This window comes from Acrocarpospora phusangensis (assembly GCF_016862995.1).
Classification (GTDB): Bacteria; Actinomycetota; Actinomycetes; order Streptosporangiales; family Streptosporangiaceae; genus Acrocarpospora; species Acrocarpospora phusangensis.
In genome coordinates this window covers 1-15,387 of sequence record NZ_BOOA01000067.1, presented here as the reverse complement: position 1 = coordinate 15,387, position 15,387 = coordinate 1, and the positions used below count along the sequence as shown (strand labels likewise).

Sequence of the window (15,387 nt, the reverse complement as noted above, 5' to 3'; positions counted from 1 at the left end):
TGTAGTAACATCAATCAGAATGCCGGATCTGCCGGTAAGGTCAGCTCGGCGTTTACGGCGTCAAGAAAGCGCCTACGAACTTCGTTGTAATCTTCCAAATGTACAAAAAGATCGCGGTTCCACTTCTCTTTATCGCTGCTAGGGCGAAAGCTGGTACCCGTCAACACGCAGGTGACTAATTCTTCGCTGGCGCGGCGAACCTCCGATGACCCCGAGATTAGTAGGACAGGGGTTTGGCTTCGTGTCATTTTCCTTGGGGAATCCGGACCGATACCCCCGTGCTCGACCAAAGGATTCGGAGACAAAACCATCTGTTCTGGATCGGAGAGCGTTGCCCTTTGCTGCTCGATAGCCTGGTGTAACATCCATCCGTGAGCATCATCCACCGAAGCGACGAACGTCGCGTACGTCTCGCGACGTGTCTCGTGAAATCTTGTCCGATCACGTTCGTCGGATTCTCGCCGAAATTTTAGCTCGTCTGAACGTTGTGTCAATCTTTGACTGATCACGGCGAAGCCGCCTGTTAGCAATCCACCCAGAAGCACGCCCAGGGCTCCTATCAGGGATACGGCAACCTCTGTTGTCATTCAGGCACTCCTCTCTGCGTCAGGCCGGGCTTTCTCCCGCCGTGAGGTGAGCTGAGAAAAGGAACTCAGCGACAGGCATTGAGAAAACCCAGTCGTGTTGCCCGTTTGAATCGGCTACCCACATTTCCTCACGTAGGTCAATGTGATCATCTAGGAAGTTTAATCTCCCTTCAAGTGTCGCGTTGTAGATGAGCATTTGAGTCGTAAACAGCAGGCTAGACGCGCCGTGTCTTGCCACACACGTTTGGTTTGTGCTCCCGTCTGTCCAGGATTCTCCGTCATGGTGAGGAGCAGGGGAGCGTAGTACCCCGTGCGCCAGGAAATGGCGAAGTTTTATTCCTGCCTGCATGGCGACAGATGGCCGTCCATGTGAGATCTCAAATTTTTTCAACATCTTCTTGAGGATTAGATCATTTGCGCAATGCCAATAAAAGTGCTCGATGATGCACCAGTAATGCGGAAGTCTGTCAACCGGGAAGTTTCTAATGTGAGGGATTATCCTGTGCTCAATCTTGCCGTCTTCTAGTAGTGTTGGCCAAAGCAATGCCCTTGCGACATTCTCTATGGCGCAATATGTATAAAGTAGTCGCGTGAGTTCAGTATGGTAGATGGAGGCGGTTTTGCTATGGGCGTCGTCGTACGGCCATGCCTGTGAACACAGATAACCGCTACCGTCCTTTGGTGACATATCGATAGTCACTTCTTTGAGACCTGCGGCCATGTCGAGCCAAGTGGCAGCCTGGCCCCAATGGGAATCTTCCTCGAAACCGGAGAGCTGTTCTACTTCGCGTGTATCCCTAAGTAGGCTCGCAAGTCGTCGAGCATGCTCCGGCGGTGCGAGGATATGTGGCGGACCAGGGCACGTAGGTGGACGACCCCAAGGCCTTCTAACGCGCATGGTGCTCATCAGCTGAGTATGGCACTGGGCCTAGGTTCTTGCTGAGGATTTTCGGCCCCATCCGAGCGGGTTGTATCGCACTCCTCGTTGAGGGGTGTGGCTTCAGCACTCTGCCAATCCGAGGCGCACCCGCTATGCGGTCATCGAAGGGGCGTGGCTGTGGGCCACTTGTGGGCCAACGTACCGTCCGGCGAAACGACCTCAGGTATAGGCCCTGGTCGGGGCACGGGCGCCATGAGAATCCGTAACGCACTCCGGAGACGGGAGCCTGTCGGCGCAAGGAGGTGACGGGGCACGTCAACACGTTTAGCGTGAGTTGGTGCGGCTTCTCTGGCTCGGACGACTTCGCGCATGGTGTACGGCCAAGGCACAGCGTCCTATCCTCCCTCGCCTGTACCTCACAACGCTTGTTGGAGTAGCGTGGCTTCTTTGGCTTCCCTGGGCCTTGGCATCCGCCGCGCGTAGTGGTGACTGGAATTACTACGTCGCACCCCTCTTCGTTGGCATTCTCCTCGCCGTTGAGGTCGTTCTTAGCTGGGCTCCTGTCAGCGAGAAGAAGTATCTAGCCAATAGGAGGTACCTAACGTGGTTGGCAGTGGGGCTACCGCTTATCTTCATGGCGTTGACCGGCTGGGAAGGTGGCCATGAGGTTGGAGGGGTAGTTCTCGCGCTGATCGGGGTCAGTCCTGCGGTGCTGGCAGGATGGGCGTCCCTTCTCCTGTGGCGGCATCGTCGGGCCGACTGGGATGAGCATGGGAAGCCGGGACCGGAAGCGTGATCTTTCCCAATGTGTTCCCGAATAGGCGTTGATCACCGCGAAGTCGCAGGTCGGAAGGCTGTAGACGCTGGTCTGTAAATCCGTCGGCTCAGCCTACCCAGGTTCGAATCCTGGACCTGCCACCAACAGGAAGAACGGCCCTTGACCAGCGTGTACGCCGGTCAGGGGCCGTTCTCGTCTGTCCGGCTGTCTACGGGACGTCAACAGCTTTCTGCGGCTTGGTGAATACGCGGGGGGGGGGGTCGCGGCTCGAGGCTCCTGATCTCATCGGAACCACGACGAAGTCCTTCCCCTGAAGCGAAGGGGAGGGGTCGCCTATCCCAGAGCTGGCCTTCAGGCAGCCGCCCGAACCCGGCTGTCGGGTCACGTCATCAGTAGATGTTCCAGCGCTGGTTCCAGTTCCTGCTGCAACGCCAGACCTGAAGCGGCGCGCCGTTGCTGTAACTGACACCCGTGACGTCGAGGCAGACGCGGTCGGGACCCAGCCCGGGCCCGGAGAGGTTGATGAGCTGAACCCACTTGTTCCCCGTCTCGACCGGCATCGCCAGCCAGCGCTGGTTCCAGCCGCCGTGGCAGTTCCACTGCTGCACGCGGACGCCGTTCCCCGCCGGCACATCGGTCGCCATGTCGAGGCATTTCTCGGAGAGCTGGTTCTTGATCTCGTAGTAGGTATAGCCCTGGAGCTGGCCCTTCGCGGTGACCCACCACCTCTGGTTCCTGAAGTCACCCGTGGTGAGCTTCTGCCACAGCTGAGCCCGACCCCCGTCGACCATGGACCATTCCCGCATGTCAAGCACCATCGGGACGCTGGCCGGCGTCCCACCGGAGGGCGGGTACACGCTGATGTAAATGGCGCTGGCGGCGTTCGCGGGCGTCTGGGCGATGAATCCGGTGGCCAACATGACGAGACCCGCAACCGCGGCCCTGAAGAACCTTCTGCTACGCACCCGAGCTCCTTTTCCGTGGTTCTGTTCGGCGCTGTTCGCCGGTGGCAGACGGAGCTTTAGACGGGCTGGTATAGAAGCGGTATAGGCAATGATCACGGGCCCTTTGCGGTTCGGGCATCAGGGAGCCAAGGGCTCTGTCCACAAGGAGGGGTTGTTTTGGGGTCCGCTGATACGGCCGGGAATGTCCTCTATGTCATCGTGTGCGCTGCCGGGCCCGCAGGAGATGTCGGTCGGCTGGTTGCCCTGGCTCAAGGGATCGGCTGGGTTGTTCAGATCGTTGCCACTCCGTCGGCGTTGGACTTCATCGATGTTCCGGCTTTGGAGGAGCAGACCGGTCGTGTCGTACGGAGCAGGTATCGGAAGCCACACGAGCCCAAGCCTCCGCGGGCGCATGCCATCATCGTGGCGCCGGCAACCTACAACACGATCAACAAGTTCGCGCAGGGCATCGCGGACACCTACGCCCTGGGGCTTCTCGCCGAAGCGCCCGGACTTGGAATACCCGTCGTCATGCTGCCTTTCGTCAATGCCGGACTGGCCGCTCGCACGCCCTTCCGCCGCGCAGTGGACGAACTGCGGGCGGAAGGCGTCAGTGTCCTCATCGGTCCGGGGGAGTTCGAGCCGCATTCCCTGGACTCGGATGTGGATCACATCGCGGAATTCCCGTGGGGCCGGACACTCGACGTACTAGCCGGCAGGGCTTGAGTTACCAGTCGCGCCACTCGTCGGTGAGGGAAGCCGTCGGATGGAGGCCGCGCCGGGAGGCCAGGGCTTCGACGTCGATCCCGGATTCCGTCAGGGCGTTTTCGATGTAGTCGCAGAGGTTCTCGCGGTCGATGGTGTCGTAGCTGGTCCCGGGATCGGATTCGGCGACCTCGTTCAGGGCCTCGACCACGCGTCGCACCGCGGCGAAGACGTCCTCGTCGCTGGGGTCGGCGAACTGGGCGATCTCCGCGTCGAAGGAGGCGAGCGCGTGTTCCGTGGCGGCCCGGAATTCTTCTGGGTGAACCTCGCTCAGCAGCATCGCGTCAGCGTACCGGTATTCGCGGGACGAGTCGCAAACGTCAGGTGTCGTTCAGGATGGTGTCCAGGCAGCGGATGAATTCGTTCTTCGCCCGGCTGTACGCCTTCGCGTCCCCACCGGAAAGATCCAGCAGCCACCTTTTCATGTGCGAGTACGCCAACGCCAGATCACGATTCTCCAGCAGGCGATCGCGGAATATGCGCTCGTGGCTGTTCCGCCACTGATCCTCGTCCACCACATGAATATGGAGATCCGGATTCCCGTCCGCCCCCCACCGGCGGTAGAACGTCCGCCCACCCAGCTCTTCGATGTTAAGCCTGGTCAGGCCCATTCCCGTGACGACCTGATCGACCTGATCCCGCGCCTCGTCCGGAACTCTGATCATGATGTCGAGCACCGGTTTGGACCACAACTCCGGCACCACCCGGCTCCCGACCGCCTCGATCTCGAAATCCACACCCGCGAGGGATTTGGCCAGGGTTTCGCTTGTCTCGTCGTACAGAGGTATCCAGTCGGAGGAATATTCCGTCAGGATGACCTCATATTCGTGCCGCTTCTTGTCGGTCAATTTTCCTCCGGAACATATCATCCCATCTCTGGATGAAAGTGGCTAGAGTTCTGGAACGTGAGGCGCTGGCGAGTGGTCGGGGTGGCGGCGCTCCTCGTCATTCCCGGGGCGGTTCCGGTGCAGGATGAACTGACGAGGTTGCTCGCGGCCGCGTACGCGATCAGGGGGACCATCCCCTACTCCTGGGGTGGCGGGCACGCGGCCCGTCCGGGTCCGTCCTTGGGCACCTGCGCCGGTTACAAGGGAAAGATCAAGCCTTGCCCGGCCAAGAAGACGCGCGGGCTCGACTGCTCGGGTCTGGCGCGCTGGGTCTACCACATCGGGTACGGCTGGGACGTCCTCGGCCCCGGAAACACCGACTCCCACCTGAAACGACTCAGCAAGATCAGCACTCCCCGCCCCGGTGACCTCGTCTTCTACGGCACGCGCAAACGCACCCACCACGTCGGCATCTATATCGGCCAGGGCAAGATGATCAACGCGTACGCGACGGGGACGACGGTCCGGGTGGACGACGTGAAAGTGCTTGACGATCTCCTGGGTTACTACCGGTACTGACCCGCCTATGCTTCTCCCACGATGGTTCGTTTACGAGTTTTGGGGCAGTTGACGGCCGAGGTGGCGGGCCAGCCTGTGGACCTCGGGACGTCCCTTCAGCGCGCCGTGGTGGCGAGGCTCGTCTCGGCTGCCGGACATATCGTCTCAACGGATCGGTTCATCGACGATCTCTGGCAGGGTCAGGCGCCGCCCAAGGCGCTCGCCGCCCTGCAGGTGTACGTATCCAACCTCCGCCGGATTCTCGAACCGGGACGATTACCGCGAACCCCCGCGACGGTCCTGGTGAGCGCGCCGCCGGGCTACCGGCTCCAGCTGGACCCCGACGCGGTCGACGCGTGGCGGTTCCCCCGGCTGATCGACGAAGCCGTACGGATGCTGAACGGGGGCAAACCCGCGGCCGCGATCGAGCTGATCGACGAGGCGCTCGGCCTGTGGACCGGGTCGGCGTACGCGGAGTTCGCCGAGGAGGAGTGGGCTGTCGCGGAGGCCGCGCAGCTGGAGGAGCTGAAGCTGGTCGCCGTCGAGTACCGGGCTGAGGCGGGGCTGGCGCTCGGGCGGCATGCGGAAGCCGTACCGGAATTGGAGCGGCATGTGGCCGCGCATCCGCTTCGGGAGAACGCGGTGCGGTTGCTGGCGCTTTCGTACTATCGCGCCGGGCGGCAGGGGGAGGCCCTGGCGGTGATCCGGCGTACGCGCGAGAAGCTCGCCGACGAGCTGGGCGTGGATCCGGGGCCGGCGCTGCGGACGATTGAGGGCGACATTCTCGCTCAGACCGAGACACTTCAGCTCACGCCGCTTCCGCCTGTGCAGGCCAAGCGCGCGGCCGCGCCCACGGCGCCGGAGATCGTCGGGCGTACGGCGGAACTCGCCCGACTGGCGACGGCGGCCAACCTGGCCCGCGGCGGCTTCCGGGTCGCCTGGCTGGGCGGGGACGCGGGCTTGGGCAAGAGCACTCTGGCCGAGGCACTGGCCCGGCAGCTGGCCTCCGCCGGCTGGACGACGGCTGTCGGGCGCTGCCCGGAGACGCTGGGAGGCGTGCCGCCCGCGTGGGCGTGGAGCGAGGTTCTGCAGCAGTTGATCGGGGTTCGTGCCCCCACGCCGGAGGTCGCGGCGCGACTGGCCCCGCTGCTCACCGACGACGCGCCGCAGGTGGGACAGTTCTGGCTGGCCCGGGCGGTCGGGGACTTCCTCGACGAGGTGCCGGGACCGCTGCTGATCGTCCTGGAGGACGTGCACCGCGCCGACGACGAGACCCTGCACCTGCTCCGGCACCTCGCGGCCCGGCTGGCCGAAACCCCGATGCTGGTGCTGCTCACGCACCGCCCGTCGGAGGCCACGGACGACCTGATGGCGACGGGGGCGGCGTTAGCCGTACAGGCGGTGGAGAACTTGACGTTGGACGGGCTGAGCGTGGCGGATGTGGCCACCCTTGTCCGGGAACGTTCCGGGGTGGAGGTCGGGCCGGCGACGATCGTCACGATCGCCGAGCGCACCGGCGGGAATCCGCTCTTCGTCAGCGAGATGGCGCGGCTACTGGGAGCGGAAGGGTTATCCGCGGCATATCGCCTGCCTCCGGGGGTCCGGGACGTGATCAGGCGGCGCCTGGCGCGCCTGCCGGCGACCGCGCAGACCACGCTCCGCAACGCGGCCGTGCTGGGCCGGGACGCCGACGCGGACGTCCTGATCGCGATGCCGGACGCCGACGAGGACACCGTGCTCGACGGCCTGGAGGCGGGCGTGCTGTCCGGACTGCTCACCGAGCCCGCCCCCGGAAAGGTGCGCTTCGCGCACGTCCTTGTACGCGAGACGCTTTACGAGGACATTCCCCGCCTGAGGCGTACCCGCCTCCACGAAAAAGTGGTCAACACCCTCGAGTCGGTACGGCCAGGCGATGTGGGCGCTCTCGGTCATCACGCCCTCGCGGCGGCCACCCCCGGCAGCGCGATTCGGGCGGCCGGATACGGCATGCGCGCCGCCGCGAAGGCGTCCAGCCTGTACGCGCACCGCGAAGCGGTCACCCTGCTGAAGAGCTCGCTGGACGCGCTCCGCCAGGCCGCCGACCCGGATGACGCGCTCACGCTGGACGTCATGTGCCGGTTGGTGTCGGCACTGGCCCACGCGGGCGACATCGTGGAAGCCGTGCGGATACGTGCCGAAGCGGTGGCCCTGGGCCGGCGGCTGGGCGACTCGCTGGGCATGGCCCGGGCGGCGGCATCCCTCGACGCACCCCTGATCTGGACGATCCGCCCGAGTAACGTCCTGGACGCGGCGATGGTCGCCACCATCCGGGAGTCGATTCCGCTGGCGGACCCGCCGCTGAGGTGCCGGTTGCTTGTCGCGTTATGTCACCAGCTGGAAGGGCATGACCATCCAGGCGTCGAGGTCGCGAGCGCGGAGGCGATACAGATCGCCCGTGACCTCCAGGACCCACTCCTGCTGTGCATGGCGCTCAACGGGTTCTATTGGGCGACCAACTATCCGCTGCGCCGCGCCGATCTGGAGTCGGTGGGCCGCCAGATGCTGGAGGTGTCGCAGGCGCACGGCCTGCCCGGCTACCAGGCGTTCGGGCACTATCTGATCGGACGGGTGGCCCTGGCGGACTGCGATCGAGCACTGGCGCGCTGGCATGCGGAACAGGCCACCCGGTACTGCACGAGCGGGCAACTCGGGCACATGCTGGGCATCATCGCGCTTCTCGACGCGCTGGATCTGGTGGTCGCGGGTGACTTCGACGCGGCGGAGGCGGCGTACCGGAGATTCGCCGCACAGATCGCCGAGATGGGCGGGATCAACGCCGCGGTGTTCGGAGCGGTCGCCCTCTTCACGGTCCGGCATCTCGCGGGGCGCGGCGGCGAGGTCCTGCAGGAGCTCAGCGATGTCATCCATATCTACGAGCAGGACATTCACGAAATGCATGCCCGCGCTCTGATCGCGGCGGGGCACGTGGACGAGGCCCGTGTCATCTGGCAGCCAGACCTGATCCCGAAGGAGGAGGTCTTCTGGTCGTGCTTCACCGTCCTACGCGCCGAAACCGCCATGCTCCTCGACAATCGTGACGTCGCCGCTGATTGCTATGACCTGCTTCAAGAGATGTCAGGGGAGTTCGCGGGCCTGCACAGCGGTTCCGTCACATTGGGCCCGGTCGACCAGACCCTCGCCGAACTGGCCGAATATCTCGGCGACCCGGAGGCGGCCCGGACCTGGTACGCCCGGGCCGTGGAGACGGCCAGCCGGATCGGCTCCGCCCATTTCGCCCGGCAGGCCACAGAGTCGTTGCGCCGCCTCTGAGCCCCGGCCTAGGCGGTCGTGCCGAAGATCAGCTTGTCGCGGCGGCGGTGGCCCGGGCGGATCATGGCGATCATCAGCGTGATGACGGGGCCCGCATTGGCGCGGAGGTGGGCCATTTCGGCCGGGGTGGCGTACTGGGTGACCCAGCCGAGGTCGAACTTGAAGTCGCCGCCCTTGCGGATCTCGTTCTCGGCCTTCTCCCAGTCGGCGGCCGTGACGTACTTCTGGATGACGGGGAAGATGCGGCGTTCCTCCTCTTCGATGTGCTCGTCCAGGAGTTCGGAGAGCTTGCGGATGGCGGCGGCCAGCGGGGCGACGGCGGTGCGGTCGGCGGCGAACGCGCGGCCCGTGGCGGCCATCTCCTCCAGCAGCGGGTCGAGGACCGAATGGTCGTCGGACAGGTCGGTGAGGTCCACCGCGGCGCCGGCCGAACGTTCGAGGAGCGGCCAGACGATGGTGTCCTCGCGGGTGTGGTGCATGTGGATGGTGTGCCGGATGGCGGCGACGAACTTGGCCAGGGCGGCGGCCCGGGCGGGGGAGACGTCGACGCTGCCCGCGCCGATCGCCTCGGTGAGGGCGACAAGACGGTGCAAGTCGCCACGCATGGCGCGGTGAATGATCCGGATTCCGGTGAGATCTGGCGTTGTCATGGGACCACGATGCGACCGGCCTCTTAAGGACGACATAGAGTCGACTTGGAGAAACGCGAGTGGCGGGTGTCATTGCCCGAAAATGACGGTGCTGAACGCTAGTTTGTCGAGCTATGGACAGTCGCTGGGTGGGACCGGACGGATACGACATCGTGCCCGCGTTTCTCGACGGCCGCCAGGTGCTGCGCGTCCGACGGCATGGGCAGGTCGTCGCCGACTGCTTCTCCGTCGAAGCGGTCGCCCGACATGTCGACCTTGCGGACCTCTGCGAGGTCATCCCACTGCCCCGCCGTACGGCTGACCGCTGGGCCGCCGTGCCATAGCCGCCACTGTTGCGTTGGATTCCGCGAATCCGCAGGCCACGCCATCTAACGTCGAGTCATGCGCCTTGTCATCGCCCTCGCCGCAGCCGTCCTGGCCACCGCCGCCTGCGGCACATCCACCTCATCCGGTACGCCTTCGCCCACCGCCCCCACCTCCAGCACGGTCACGACCACGCCATCCGCCGCCGGCCCCGTCTACGTGTTCAACCTGTTCGGGGACGAACAGGGCAAGCCGGACCAGCGGCCGGGCAATCTCGTGGTGTCGGAATTCAGCTCGCTCAAAGACGTGAACTGGCAGAGCTGGGGGCCGGACACGGCGGTCGGGTCCGGCAAGCTGAGCGGCAGCTGGTGCCTGCCGGAATGCCTGGACAAGCCCTATGACGCGACCGTGACACTGAGCGCGATCAAGCAGGCGGAGGGGCAGTCCTACTTCTCGAAATACGACATCCAAGTGGATCTTCCAGTGGCCCAGCAGGAGGGCGCGGACCTCAGCGGAACACTGGCGACGCCCTGAGGCGGGCTCCCCGCCGGCGTGGCGGGTTCGATGGCGGATTTGATTTCGCATCCGTCGCGGCGGACGTGTATGGTTGCACCTGTCCGGAGCGCGTAAGCGACACGGACGCCGCCCCTATAGCTCAGTCGGCAGAGCGTCTCCATGGTAAGGAGAAGGTCAACGGTTCGATTCCGTTTGGGGGCTCTCGCTCTACCTGCGTAACCAACCACCTCTGGATCCCAGGGGTGGTTTTTTGATCTCCTGAAGGCAAAGCCCCTTGGTCGCGCGCCCGCTCGCAGCTTCCTCGTGGCCTTTGCCCATCCCGGCTGGGATGCCTCCTGAGCAGCCCGCTACGGGAGGGAAGCGGTGGCGGCCCTCATCCCGTCACGGCGTCAGTGTTGGCGAGCAACCTCACAACGCCGTCGAGCGGGTCACCTCGCCTACTGTTCGGCCCTCTCCATCCGGCGGGTTCACAATCTGCCGAGTCGGCTCCCGATGCCAGGCCAGGTGGCCCGTCCCGTCCTCCTCGTATTCCAGATGCCATCCTCCCGGCCAGGCATAACGACCACTGACCTGTCCGCGTCGCCCGCCGCCACGCCAGGCGGATCTGTCGGCGGTAGACCGCGCTCCATGACGCCTGCGCGTTCGGGCGAAGGCCTATGCGATCGAAGCTGCTGAGTGATGATGTGGAACGGCATGGAACGTCGATAGAGAACGGTGTGGAACGCCGATAGGGGCATGAGACTCCTGCTGGAACGAGGGATCCGGCTGGCGATCGCGGGAGCGACCGTTGGCGCGTTGATCCTCATGGCGCCGAACTCGGCCCATGCGGTCCTTGCGGACCCAATCCCGGACCCGGAGCAGTCGATCATCGGAGGTACGGTGTCCGACTGGGCCGCCTACCCCTACATCGTGAAACTCTCCAATGGCTGCACGGCCACGCTCATCGCTCCGACGTCAGTGCTCACAGCCCAGCACTGCGTCGTCGGCCACGGCCCCCTCAGCGCCTACTTCAGCAACGGTCGTTCGGCGCCGGCCCCCGCATATTCGACCATGCCGGGCTTTAATCCGGACTCCCCCTGGCGGTACGACCTGGCGATCCTGTCGGTCCCGTCCGCGGAAACGGTGGGTGTTCCCATCGTGCAGGTGGGCTCGCCGTGGCGTACGGACATCTATCGGCCAGGTGTGATGGCCACCATCGCGGGAATCGGCGCGAACCGCGGGGACGGCACCGGCGGCGGTATTCTCCGGGCGGCCGACGTGCCCATCCTCAGTGACGACGCGATGGATGACGTCTACAACCCCTGGTACTGGTTCGACTACTGGATCGAGCATCTGATGATCGGCGCGGGTGGGTCCGCGCGGAGCATCTGCTACGGGGACAGCGGCGGGCCGTTGCTGGTCTGGGACCACGCCCGTGGGCGCGTCGTCCAGGTGGGCGTGACCTCCTGGACCACTGAGGGCTGCAACACGCCCGCCGCGTTCATGGAGTTGGCGGGGCCGAATCTGGCGTGGCTGGCGTCCATGCAGCCATCGGTGCGGAGCGGTTGGGGTTCGTGTACCGCGCCGGACGGGCAGCCTGGCGTGTCGGATGTGGGATGGGGTCAGACCTACCCCGGAGGGCCGAGCGAGAACGGCATCCAATGGCGCCTTCGCTGCATCGCGCAGCCGACGGGTCCGCTTCCGCCGGCTCCGGTCCCGGACCCGGAGGACAACCCGCCGCCTCCGCCCGGGTGCTACCCCGATCTGGCAGCCGGCCTGAAGCCTGACCTGGAGCCATCGGCTCGGCACTGCCCCAGGTAACGGAGGGCTGGATTTCTGGGCGCCCTGCGTTCCTGGCTTATGGGGTGGGACGTGGGGTGCCTCGTTGCACTGTGGTTCGGGGCGTGAAGCCACTTCCGGGTCTCCGGAGGTGGCTTTTGATCGTTTGAGGGTAGGGGTGGGACGGAGATCGTCATGTCGGGGCTGGGTGGAATCCTGAGGTTGTGGCGGGGTGAGCCGGGTGGATGTGCCTGGTGTCTCGACTTCGGTTCAGGTGGGTTAAGATGTCGGTTGGCAAAGGGGCGATGCCTGTTCAGGTGTCGGGTTCCCTGCCGAAAGCAGATGTGGGGGCTCCGGTGAAAGTCGTGGGCTTCTTGGCCCGATCTTGGCGATGTTCGCGTGTGCGTGACGGTCGTGCAGGTCGGGTATCCTTGCGTGGCCGGTGAGTTTCGTCGGCCTCCAGGCGGAGTAGCTCAGTCAGGCAGAGCAAACGGCTCATAATCGTTGTGTCGCCGGTTCAAGTCCGGCCTCCGCTACTACCCTGCCGGGTCCCCCTCCATAGGAGCCCGGTCCGGGTTCGTCCAGAGTCCCAAACGTAGAAAGGCACTCCCACGTGGCTGCCACAGACGTTAGGCCGAAGATCACGTTGGCCTGCCAGGAGTGCAAGCACCGCAACTACATCACGCGGAAGAACCGGCGTAACGACCCGGATCGGCTTGAGCTGAAGAAGTACTGCCCGAACTGCAAGACGCACCAGGCCCACCGCGAGACCCGCTAGCCCGTCCAGGGCCGCTGGCTCGGTGCCGCCTTCCCTCCTCACGGTTTCCGTTGAGATGTTCAGGGTCGGTACCGCGCCATTCGGCGGCATTGGCTGAAATGGACGTGGGGGTTCCCTCGCGGCGTACGCCTTAGTTGTGCGCCGCAGGCGAGCGGTTCTTTTGGTCATTGGGTTTTCTGCCGTGTACGCGGCTGCTTGCTCGCGGGGTATTCAGTTTCCCTGGGGCATTCAGGCAGGTTATCCGCTTATAGGCGGACTATTGGTGCATGTGCGAACCGGCGTACCCGGAATGGGGCGCCGGTTTGTTGTGTCCGGACTTTGTCATGTCCGGCTTTGTCGTGTCCCGACAGGGAGGTCGAGATGACCTTGGCGGGGCTCGACAGCGGGGTTTGCGGGCGCGGCTGGCTACTGTGAGTTCGTGGGCCGGTTCGTCGTCGTGAGTGCCGGTCTCGCAGGCAACGGAACCTTGTTCTGTTACGGTCGGCATTCTGTTACTGTCGGCCTGATATCTCCAGCCGCCGAAGGAGTACGGGCCCGATGGCTTTGAATCGCGATTTCCTCGGGCGGGCGTACGCCTCGTCCGTCCCCTACGAGGTCTCCCGTGTGAAGATCAAGGAGTTCGCGTCCGCGATCGGCGACCCGAACCCGATCTACCGGGACCGCGAGGCCGCGGCGGCCGCCGGGCACCCCGACGTGGTGGCTCCGCCGACCTTTCCCATCGAGTTCAGCCTGTCCGGCGCGGGAGAGGCGCTGTCCGACCCCGAGTTCGGGTTGAACTTCGCGATGGTCGTACACGGGGAGCAGCGGTTCTCCTACCAGCGGCCGATCTACGCCGGCGACGAGCTGATCTGCACGTCCACGATCGCGGAGATCCGCAGCGTCGGGCGCAACGAGTTCCTGACGGTCAAGAGCGACATCACGACCGTGGCCGGGGAACCGGTCTGCACGACCTACAACGTCATTGTCGAGCGTGGAGGGGCGGCGTGACCATGGCTGCGACGATCAAGTACGACGAGGTCGAGGCCGGGCAGGAGATTCCGGCGGTCGAATACCAGGTCCGGCGCGTCAACCTGGTCATGTACGCCGGGGCGTCCGGGGACTTCAACCCGATTCACTGGAACGAGCGTTTCGCGAAGTCGGTCGGGCTGCCTGATGTGATCGCGCACGGCATGTTCACCATGGCGGAGGCGGGCCGGTTCCTGACCGACTGGGCCGGGGATCCGGCGGCGGTCGTCGACTACGGGGTGCGGTTCTCGTCCATGGTCGTCGTGCCCGATGACGAGAACGGGGCCACGCTCGTGGTCAGCGGCGTGATCGAAGAAAAACTCGAAGACAAACGCGTCGTCGTCACGTTGACCGCCAAGTCGGGCGACTCCCGAGTCCTCTCCAAGGCCCGAGCCGTAGTCCAACTGGCCTAACCACGCCACCACCCAGAGCCACCGGGTCAACGCACGCCCCGCGAGCAACGGCGTCAACCCCCGCAGAGCCACCGCAACCCCCGCAGAGCCACCGCGCTGGCGCCTCTGCGAGCCCTCGCCGAGTTCGAGGGCTCGAGATGCTCGCTCTATGGCCGCAGCTCGCCCGGCTGCGGTTCGAGCGTCCGGGGTTCGGCCCACAAAGCCGTTCGGAGCCGGGATCGGGTGGGGCACGGAGGTGGGGTGTGATGCTGTTGCCCAAGCGGCTACGGCCATACTCCGCCGCGTAGCGGCATGGGCCAAGCCGCCGCGCAGCGGCAAAAGGGTGGGTGGGAGGGAGAACCACCGCAGCCAATGCCGGGCATGCCGACGAGCGCCGGAAAAGGGACGGAGCGCCAGCTCGACAAGGGGTGGGTGGGAGAGCCACCGCGACCAACGAAGCGACGAAGCCGAGCCTGGTGGTGTCGTGATTGGAAGTTTTGCCCGGTTGGCACCTGCTTCCGATAGTTTCCGATGTGGCTGGGTAGCGTCATTTACGTGACTGAACTTTCACGTGATGTTGTCGAGCTTGCCGAACGGCGGGCGCAGGCGCGCGCAGAGCGTGACTTCGTGTCTGCCGACCATTTGCGGGATGAGATCGCAGCGGCGGGGTGGGTCGTCCATGACACGCCCGGCGGCGGCTTCGATCTCACCGCGAAACCTCCGTTCGAGGTCTGGCCGACGGTGGAATCCATCCCGGTCGCCGTCGTCGTAGTGGACATTTCACGACTCGATCAGGGCGGGACGAAGGCCGGCCAGGCGCTCACCGGGGCTGACGAGCGTGCGCGTCAATGGGCACACGCTCGGGACGAGGCCGCCTCAGCCGAGAGCGCGGGCGATCGCCCGGAGCGCCAGCACAAGGCCGCCGGTCCAGCCCTCGCCTCGTCACGAGCCGAAACCGCCCGCGCCGCGACCGAAGCCAGCGGCGACACCGCCCCGATCGACCCCACAGCCCCCGGCGGAATGATCGAAACCGCCCTGACTCCCGCCGGCACCCCATCGATGGTCGCCTCACAGCTCCTGTGGGACGGCAGCAGCGCCACCAACAGAATCGACCAGGTCATCGCAGACCACGAGAAATCCACCGCCGCCCGCCAAGAGACGGCCCGCCAAGAGACGGCCCACGAGGGCACAACACGGCCGGACACCCCCGAAGAAGGGGCAACAAAGCCCCAGCCGACACAGCCTCCGCCACGCCAGGCCGCCAAAGCACCTACTGATCAGCCCCACCCCACCCAGCCGCCCTCCGACCGGGCCTCCAACCAGGAAGCCTCCGACCA

At 65.1% G+C, this 15,387-nt stretch carries 16 protein-coding genes and 2 tRNA genes; 12 read left to right on the top strand and 6 right to left on the bottom strand.

The features are described from left to right. Positions 1-14: 14 nt before the first annotated feature. The 3 genes from Aph01nite_RS30935 to Aph01nite_RS30925 form a co-directional block, all read right to left on the bottom strand. Positions 15-587, bottom strand: a complete 573-nt coding sequence (locus Aph01nite_RS30935; protein ID WP_204044570.1) for a hypothetical protein — start codon at positions 585-587, stop codon at positions 15-17. Positions 588-606: 19 nt separating this feature from the next. Continuing rightward, complete coding sequence (locus tag Aph01nite_RS30930; RefSeq protein ID WP_204044569.1) at positions 607-1,494, bottom strand: hypothetical protein; 888 nt, start codon at positions 1,492-1,494, stop codon at positions 607-609. Between the two features lie 1,140 nt (positions 1,495-2,634). Then, complete coding sequence (locus Aph01nite_RS30925) at positions 2,635-3,210, bottom strand: RICIN domain-containing protein (protein WP_204044568.1); 576 nt, start codon at positions 3,208-3,210, stop codon at positions 2,635-2,637. Positions 3,211-3,366: 156 nt separating this feature from the next. Here Aph01nite_RS30925 and Aph01nite_RS30920 point away from each other — a divergent pair, with 156 nt between their 5' ends. After that, positions 3,367-3,915: a flavoprotein gene (locus tag Aph01nite_RS30920; protein WP_204044567.1), complete on the top strand. Its 549-nt coding sequence runs from the start codon at positions 3,367-3,369 to the stop codon at positions 3,913-3,915. A 1-nt stretch (position 3,916) separates the two neighbouring features. On the opposite strand, the gene Aph01nite_RS30915 is transcribed toward Aph01nite_RS30920, so the two are convergent. Together Aph01nite_RS30915 and Aph01nite_RS30910 are read right to left on the bottom strand one after the other, a co-directional pair. Continuing rightward, the gene (locus tag Aph01nite_RS30915) at positions 3,917-4,234 is read right to left on the bottom strand and encodes a VHS/ENTH/ANTH domain-containing protein (RefSeq protein ID WP_204044566.1); all 318 of its coding nucleotides are present in this window, start codon (positions 4,232-4,234) and stop codon (positions 3,917-3,919) included. 40 nt (positions 4,235-4,274) lie between these two features. After that, positions 4,275-4,802, bottom strand: a complete 528-nt coding sequence (locus Aph01nite_RS30910; protein WP_204044565.1) for a GrpB family protein — start codon at positions 4,800-4,802, stop codon at positions 4,275-4,277. Between the two features lie 57 nt (positions 4,803-4,859). On the opposite strand from Aph01nite_RS30910, the gene Aph01nite_RS30905 reads away from it, so the two are divergent. Together Aph01nite_RS30905 and Aph01nite_RS30900 are read left to right on the top strand one after the other, a co-directional pair. Next, the gene (locus tag Aph01nite_RS30905) at positions 4,860-5,360 is read left to right on the top strand and encodes a C40 family peptidase (RefSeq protein ID WP_204044564.1); all 501 of its coding nucleotides are present in this window, start codon (positions 4,860-4,862) and stop codon (positions 5,358-5,360) included. Between the two features lie 21 nt (positions 5,361-5,381). After that, entirely contained in the window at positions 5,382-8,648 is a 3,267-nt protein-coding gene (locus Aph01nite_RS30900) for an ATP-binding protein (protein WP_204044563.1), read from the top strand. Positions 8,649-8,656: 8 nt separating this feature from the next. Here the strand turns inward: Aph01nite_RS30900 and Aph01nite_RS30895 are convergent, their stop codons facing one another. Then, on the bottom strand, positions 8,657-9,298 hold the full coding sequence (locus tag Aph01nite_RS30895; RefSeq protein WP_204044562.1) for a hemerythrin domain-containing protein: 642 nt from the start codon (positions 9,296-9,298) through the stop codon (positions 8,657-8,659). A 113-nt stretch (positions 9,299-9,411) separates the two neighbouring features. On the opposite strand from Aph01nite_RS30895, the gene Aph01nite_RS30890 reads away from it, so the two are divergent. The 9 genes from Aph01nite_RS30890 to Aph01nite_RS30850 form a co-directional block, all read left to right on the top strand. Next, the gene (locus Aph01nite_RS30890) at positions 9,412-9,621 is read left to right on the top strand and encodes a transposase (RefSeq protein ID WP_204044561.1); all 210 of its coding nucleotides are present in this window, start codon (positions 9,412-9,414) and stop codon (positions 9,619-9,621) included. Positions 9,622-9,679: 58 nt separating this feature from the next. Next, positions 9,680-10,135 carry a hypothetical protein gene (locus Aph01nite_RS30885; RefSeq protein ID WP_204044560.1) on the top strand — a complete coding sequence of 152 codons (456 nt, stop codon included), beginning with the start codon at positions 9,680-9,682 and terminating at the stop codon, positions 10,133-10,135. Positions 10,136-10,245: 110 nt separating this feature from the next. Then, positions 10,246-10,318 (top strand) — tRNA-Thr (locus Aph01nite_RS30880). Between the two features lie 534 nt (positions 10,319-10,852). Continuing rightward, positions 10,853-11,917 carry a S1 family peptidase gene (locus Aph01nite_RS30875; RefSeq protein ID WP_204044559.1) on the top strand — a complete coding sequence of 355 codons (1,065 nt, stop codon included), beginning with the start codon at positions 10,853-10,855 and terminating at the stop codon, positions 11,915-11,917. A 420-nt stretch (positions 11,918-12,337) separates the two neighbouring features. Continuing rightward, a tRNA-Met gene (locus tag Aph01nite_RS30870) sits at positions 12,338-12,411 on the top strand. Between the two features lie 77 nt (positions 12,412-12,488). Continuing rightward, entirely contained in the window at positions 12,489-12,653 is a 165-nt protein-coding gene (gene rpmG / locus Aph01nite_RS30865) for a 50S ribosomal protein L33 (protein WP_030921771.1), read from the top strand. A gap of 537 nt (positions 12,654-13,190) precedes the next feature. Further along, positions 13,191-13,640 carry a MaoC family dehydratase N-terminal domain-containing protein gene (locus Aph01nite_RS30860; protein WP_204044558.1) on the top strand — a complete coding sequence of 150 codons (450 nt, stop codon included), beginning with the start codon at positions 13,191-13,193 and terminating at the stop codon, positions 13,638-13,640. A 2-nt stretch (positions 13,641-13,642) separates the two neighbouring features. Further along, on the top strand, positions 13,643-14,071 hold the full coding sequence (locus Aph01nite_RS30855) for a MaoC family dehydratase (RefSeq protein WP_204044596.1): 429 nt from the start codon (positions 13,643-13,645) through the stop codon (positions 14,069-14,071). 510 nt (positions 14,072-14,581) lie between these two features. Continuing rightward, positions 14,582-15,387: CysS/YqeB C-terminal domain-containing protein (locus Aph01nite_RS30850; protein WP_444978695.1), on the top strand; the 806-nt coding region annotated here is incomplete at its 3' end.

Excerpts from the sequence above, each read along its gene's own strand:
- Aph01nite_RS30915 (WP_204044566.1), bottom strand. The coding sequence starts at position 4,234 with ATGCTGCTGAGCGAGGTTCACCCAGAAGAATTCCGGGCCGCCACGGAA.
- Aph01nite_RS30900 (WP_204044563.1), top strand. The coding sequence starts at position 5,382 with ATGGTTCGTTTACGAGTTTTGGGGCAGTTGACGGCCGAGGTGGCGGGC.
- Aph01nite_RS30860 (WP_204044558.1), top strand. The coding sequence starts at position 13,191 with ATGGCTTTGAATCGCGATTTCCTCGGGCGGGCGTACGCCTCGTCCGTC.
- Aph01nite_RS30885 (WP_204044560.1), top strand. The coding sequence starts at position 9,680 with ATGCGCCTTGTCATCGCCCTCGCCGCAGCCGTCCTGGCCACCGCCGCC.
- Aph01nite_RS30890 (WP_204044561.1), top strand. The coding sequence starts at position 9,412 with ATGGACAGTCGCTGGGTGGGACCGGACGGATACGACATCGTGCCCGCG.
- Aph01nite_RS30935 (WP_204044570.1), bottom strand. The coding sequence starts at position 587 with ATGACAACAGAGGTTGCCGTATCCCTGATAGGAGCCCTGGGCGTGCTT.
- Aph01nite_RS30895 (WP_204044562.1), bottom strand. The coding sequence starts at position 9,298 with ATGACAACGCCAGATCTCACCGGAATCCGGATCATTCACCGCGCCATG.
- Aph01nite_RS30930 (WP_204044569.1), bottom strand. The coding sequence starts at position 1,494 with ATGAGCACCATGCGCGTTAGAAGGCCTTGGGGTCGTCCACCTACGTGC.
- Aph01nite_RS30855 (WP_204044596.1), top strand. The coding sequence starts at position 13,643 with ATGGCTGCGACGATCAAGTACGACGAGGTCGAGGCCGGGCAGGAGATT.
- Aph01nite_RS30875 (WP_204044559.1), top strand. The coding sequence starts at position 10,853 with ATGAGACTCCTGCTGGAACGAGGGATCCGGCTGGCGATCGCGGGAGCG.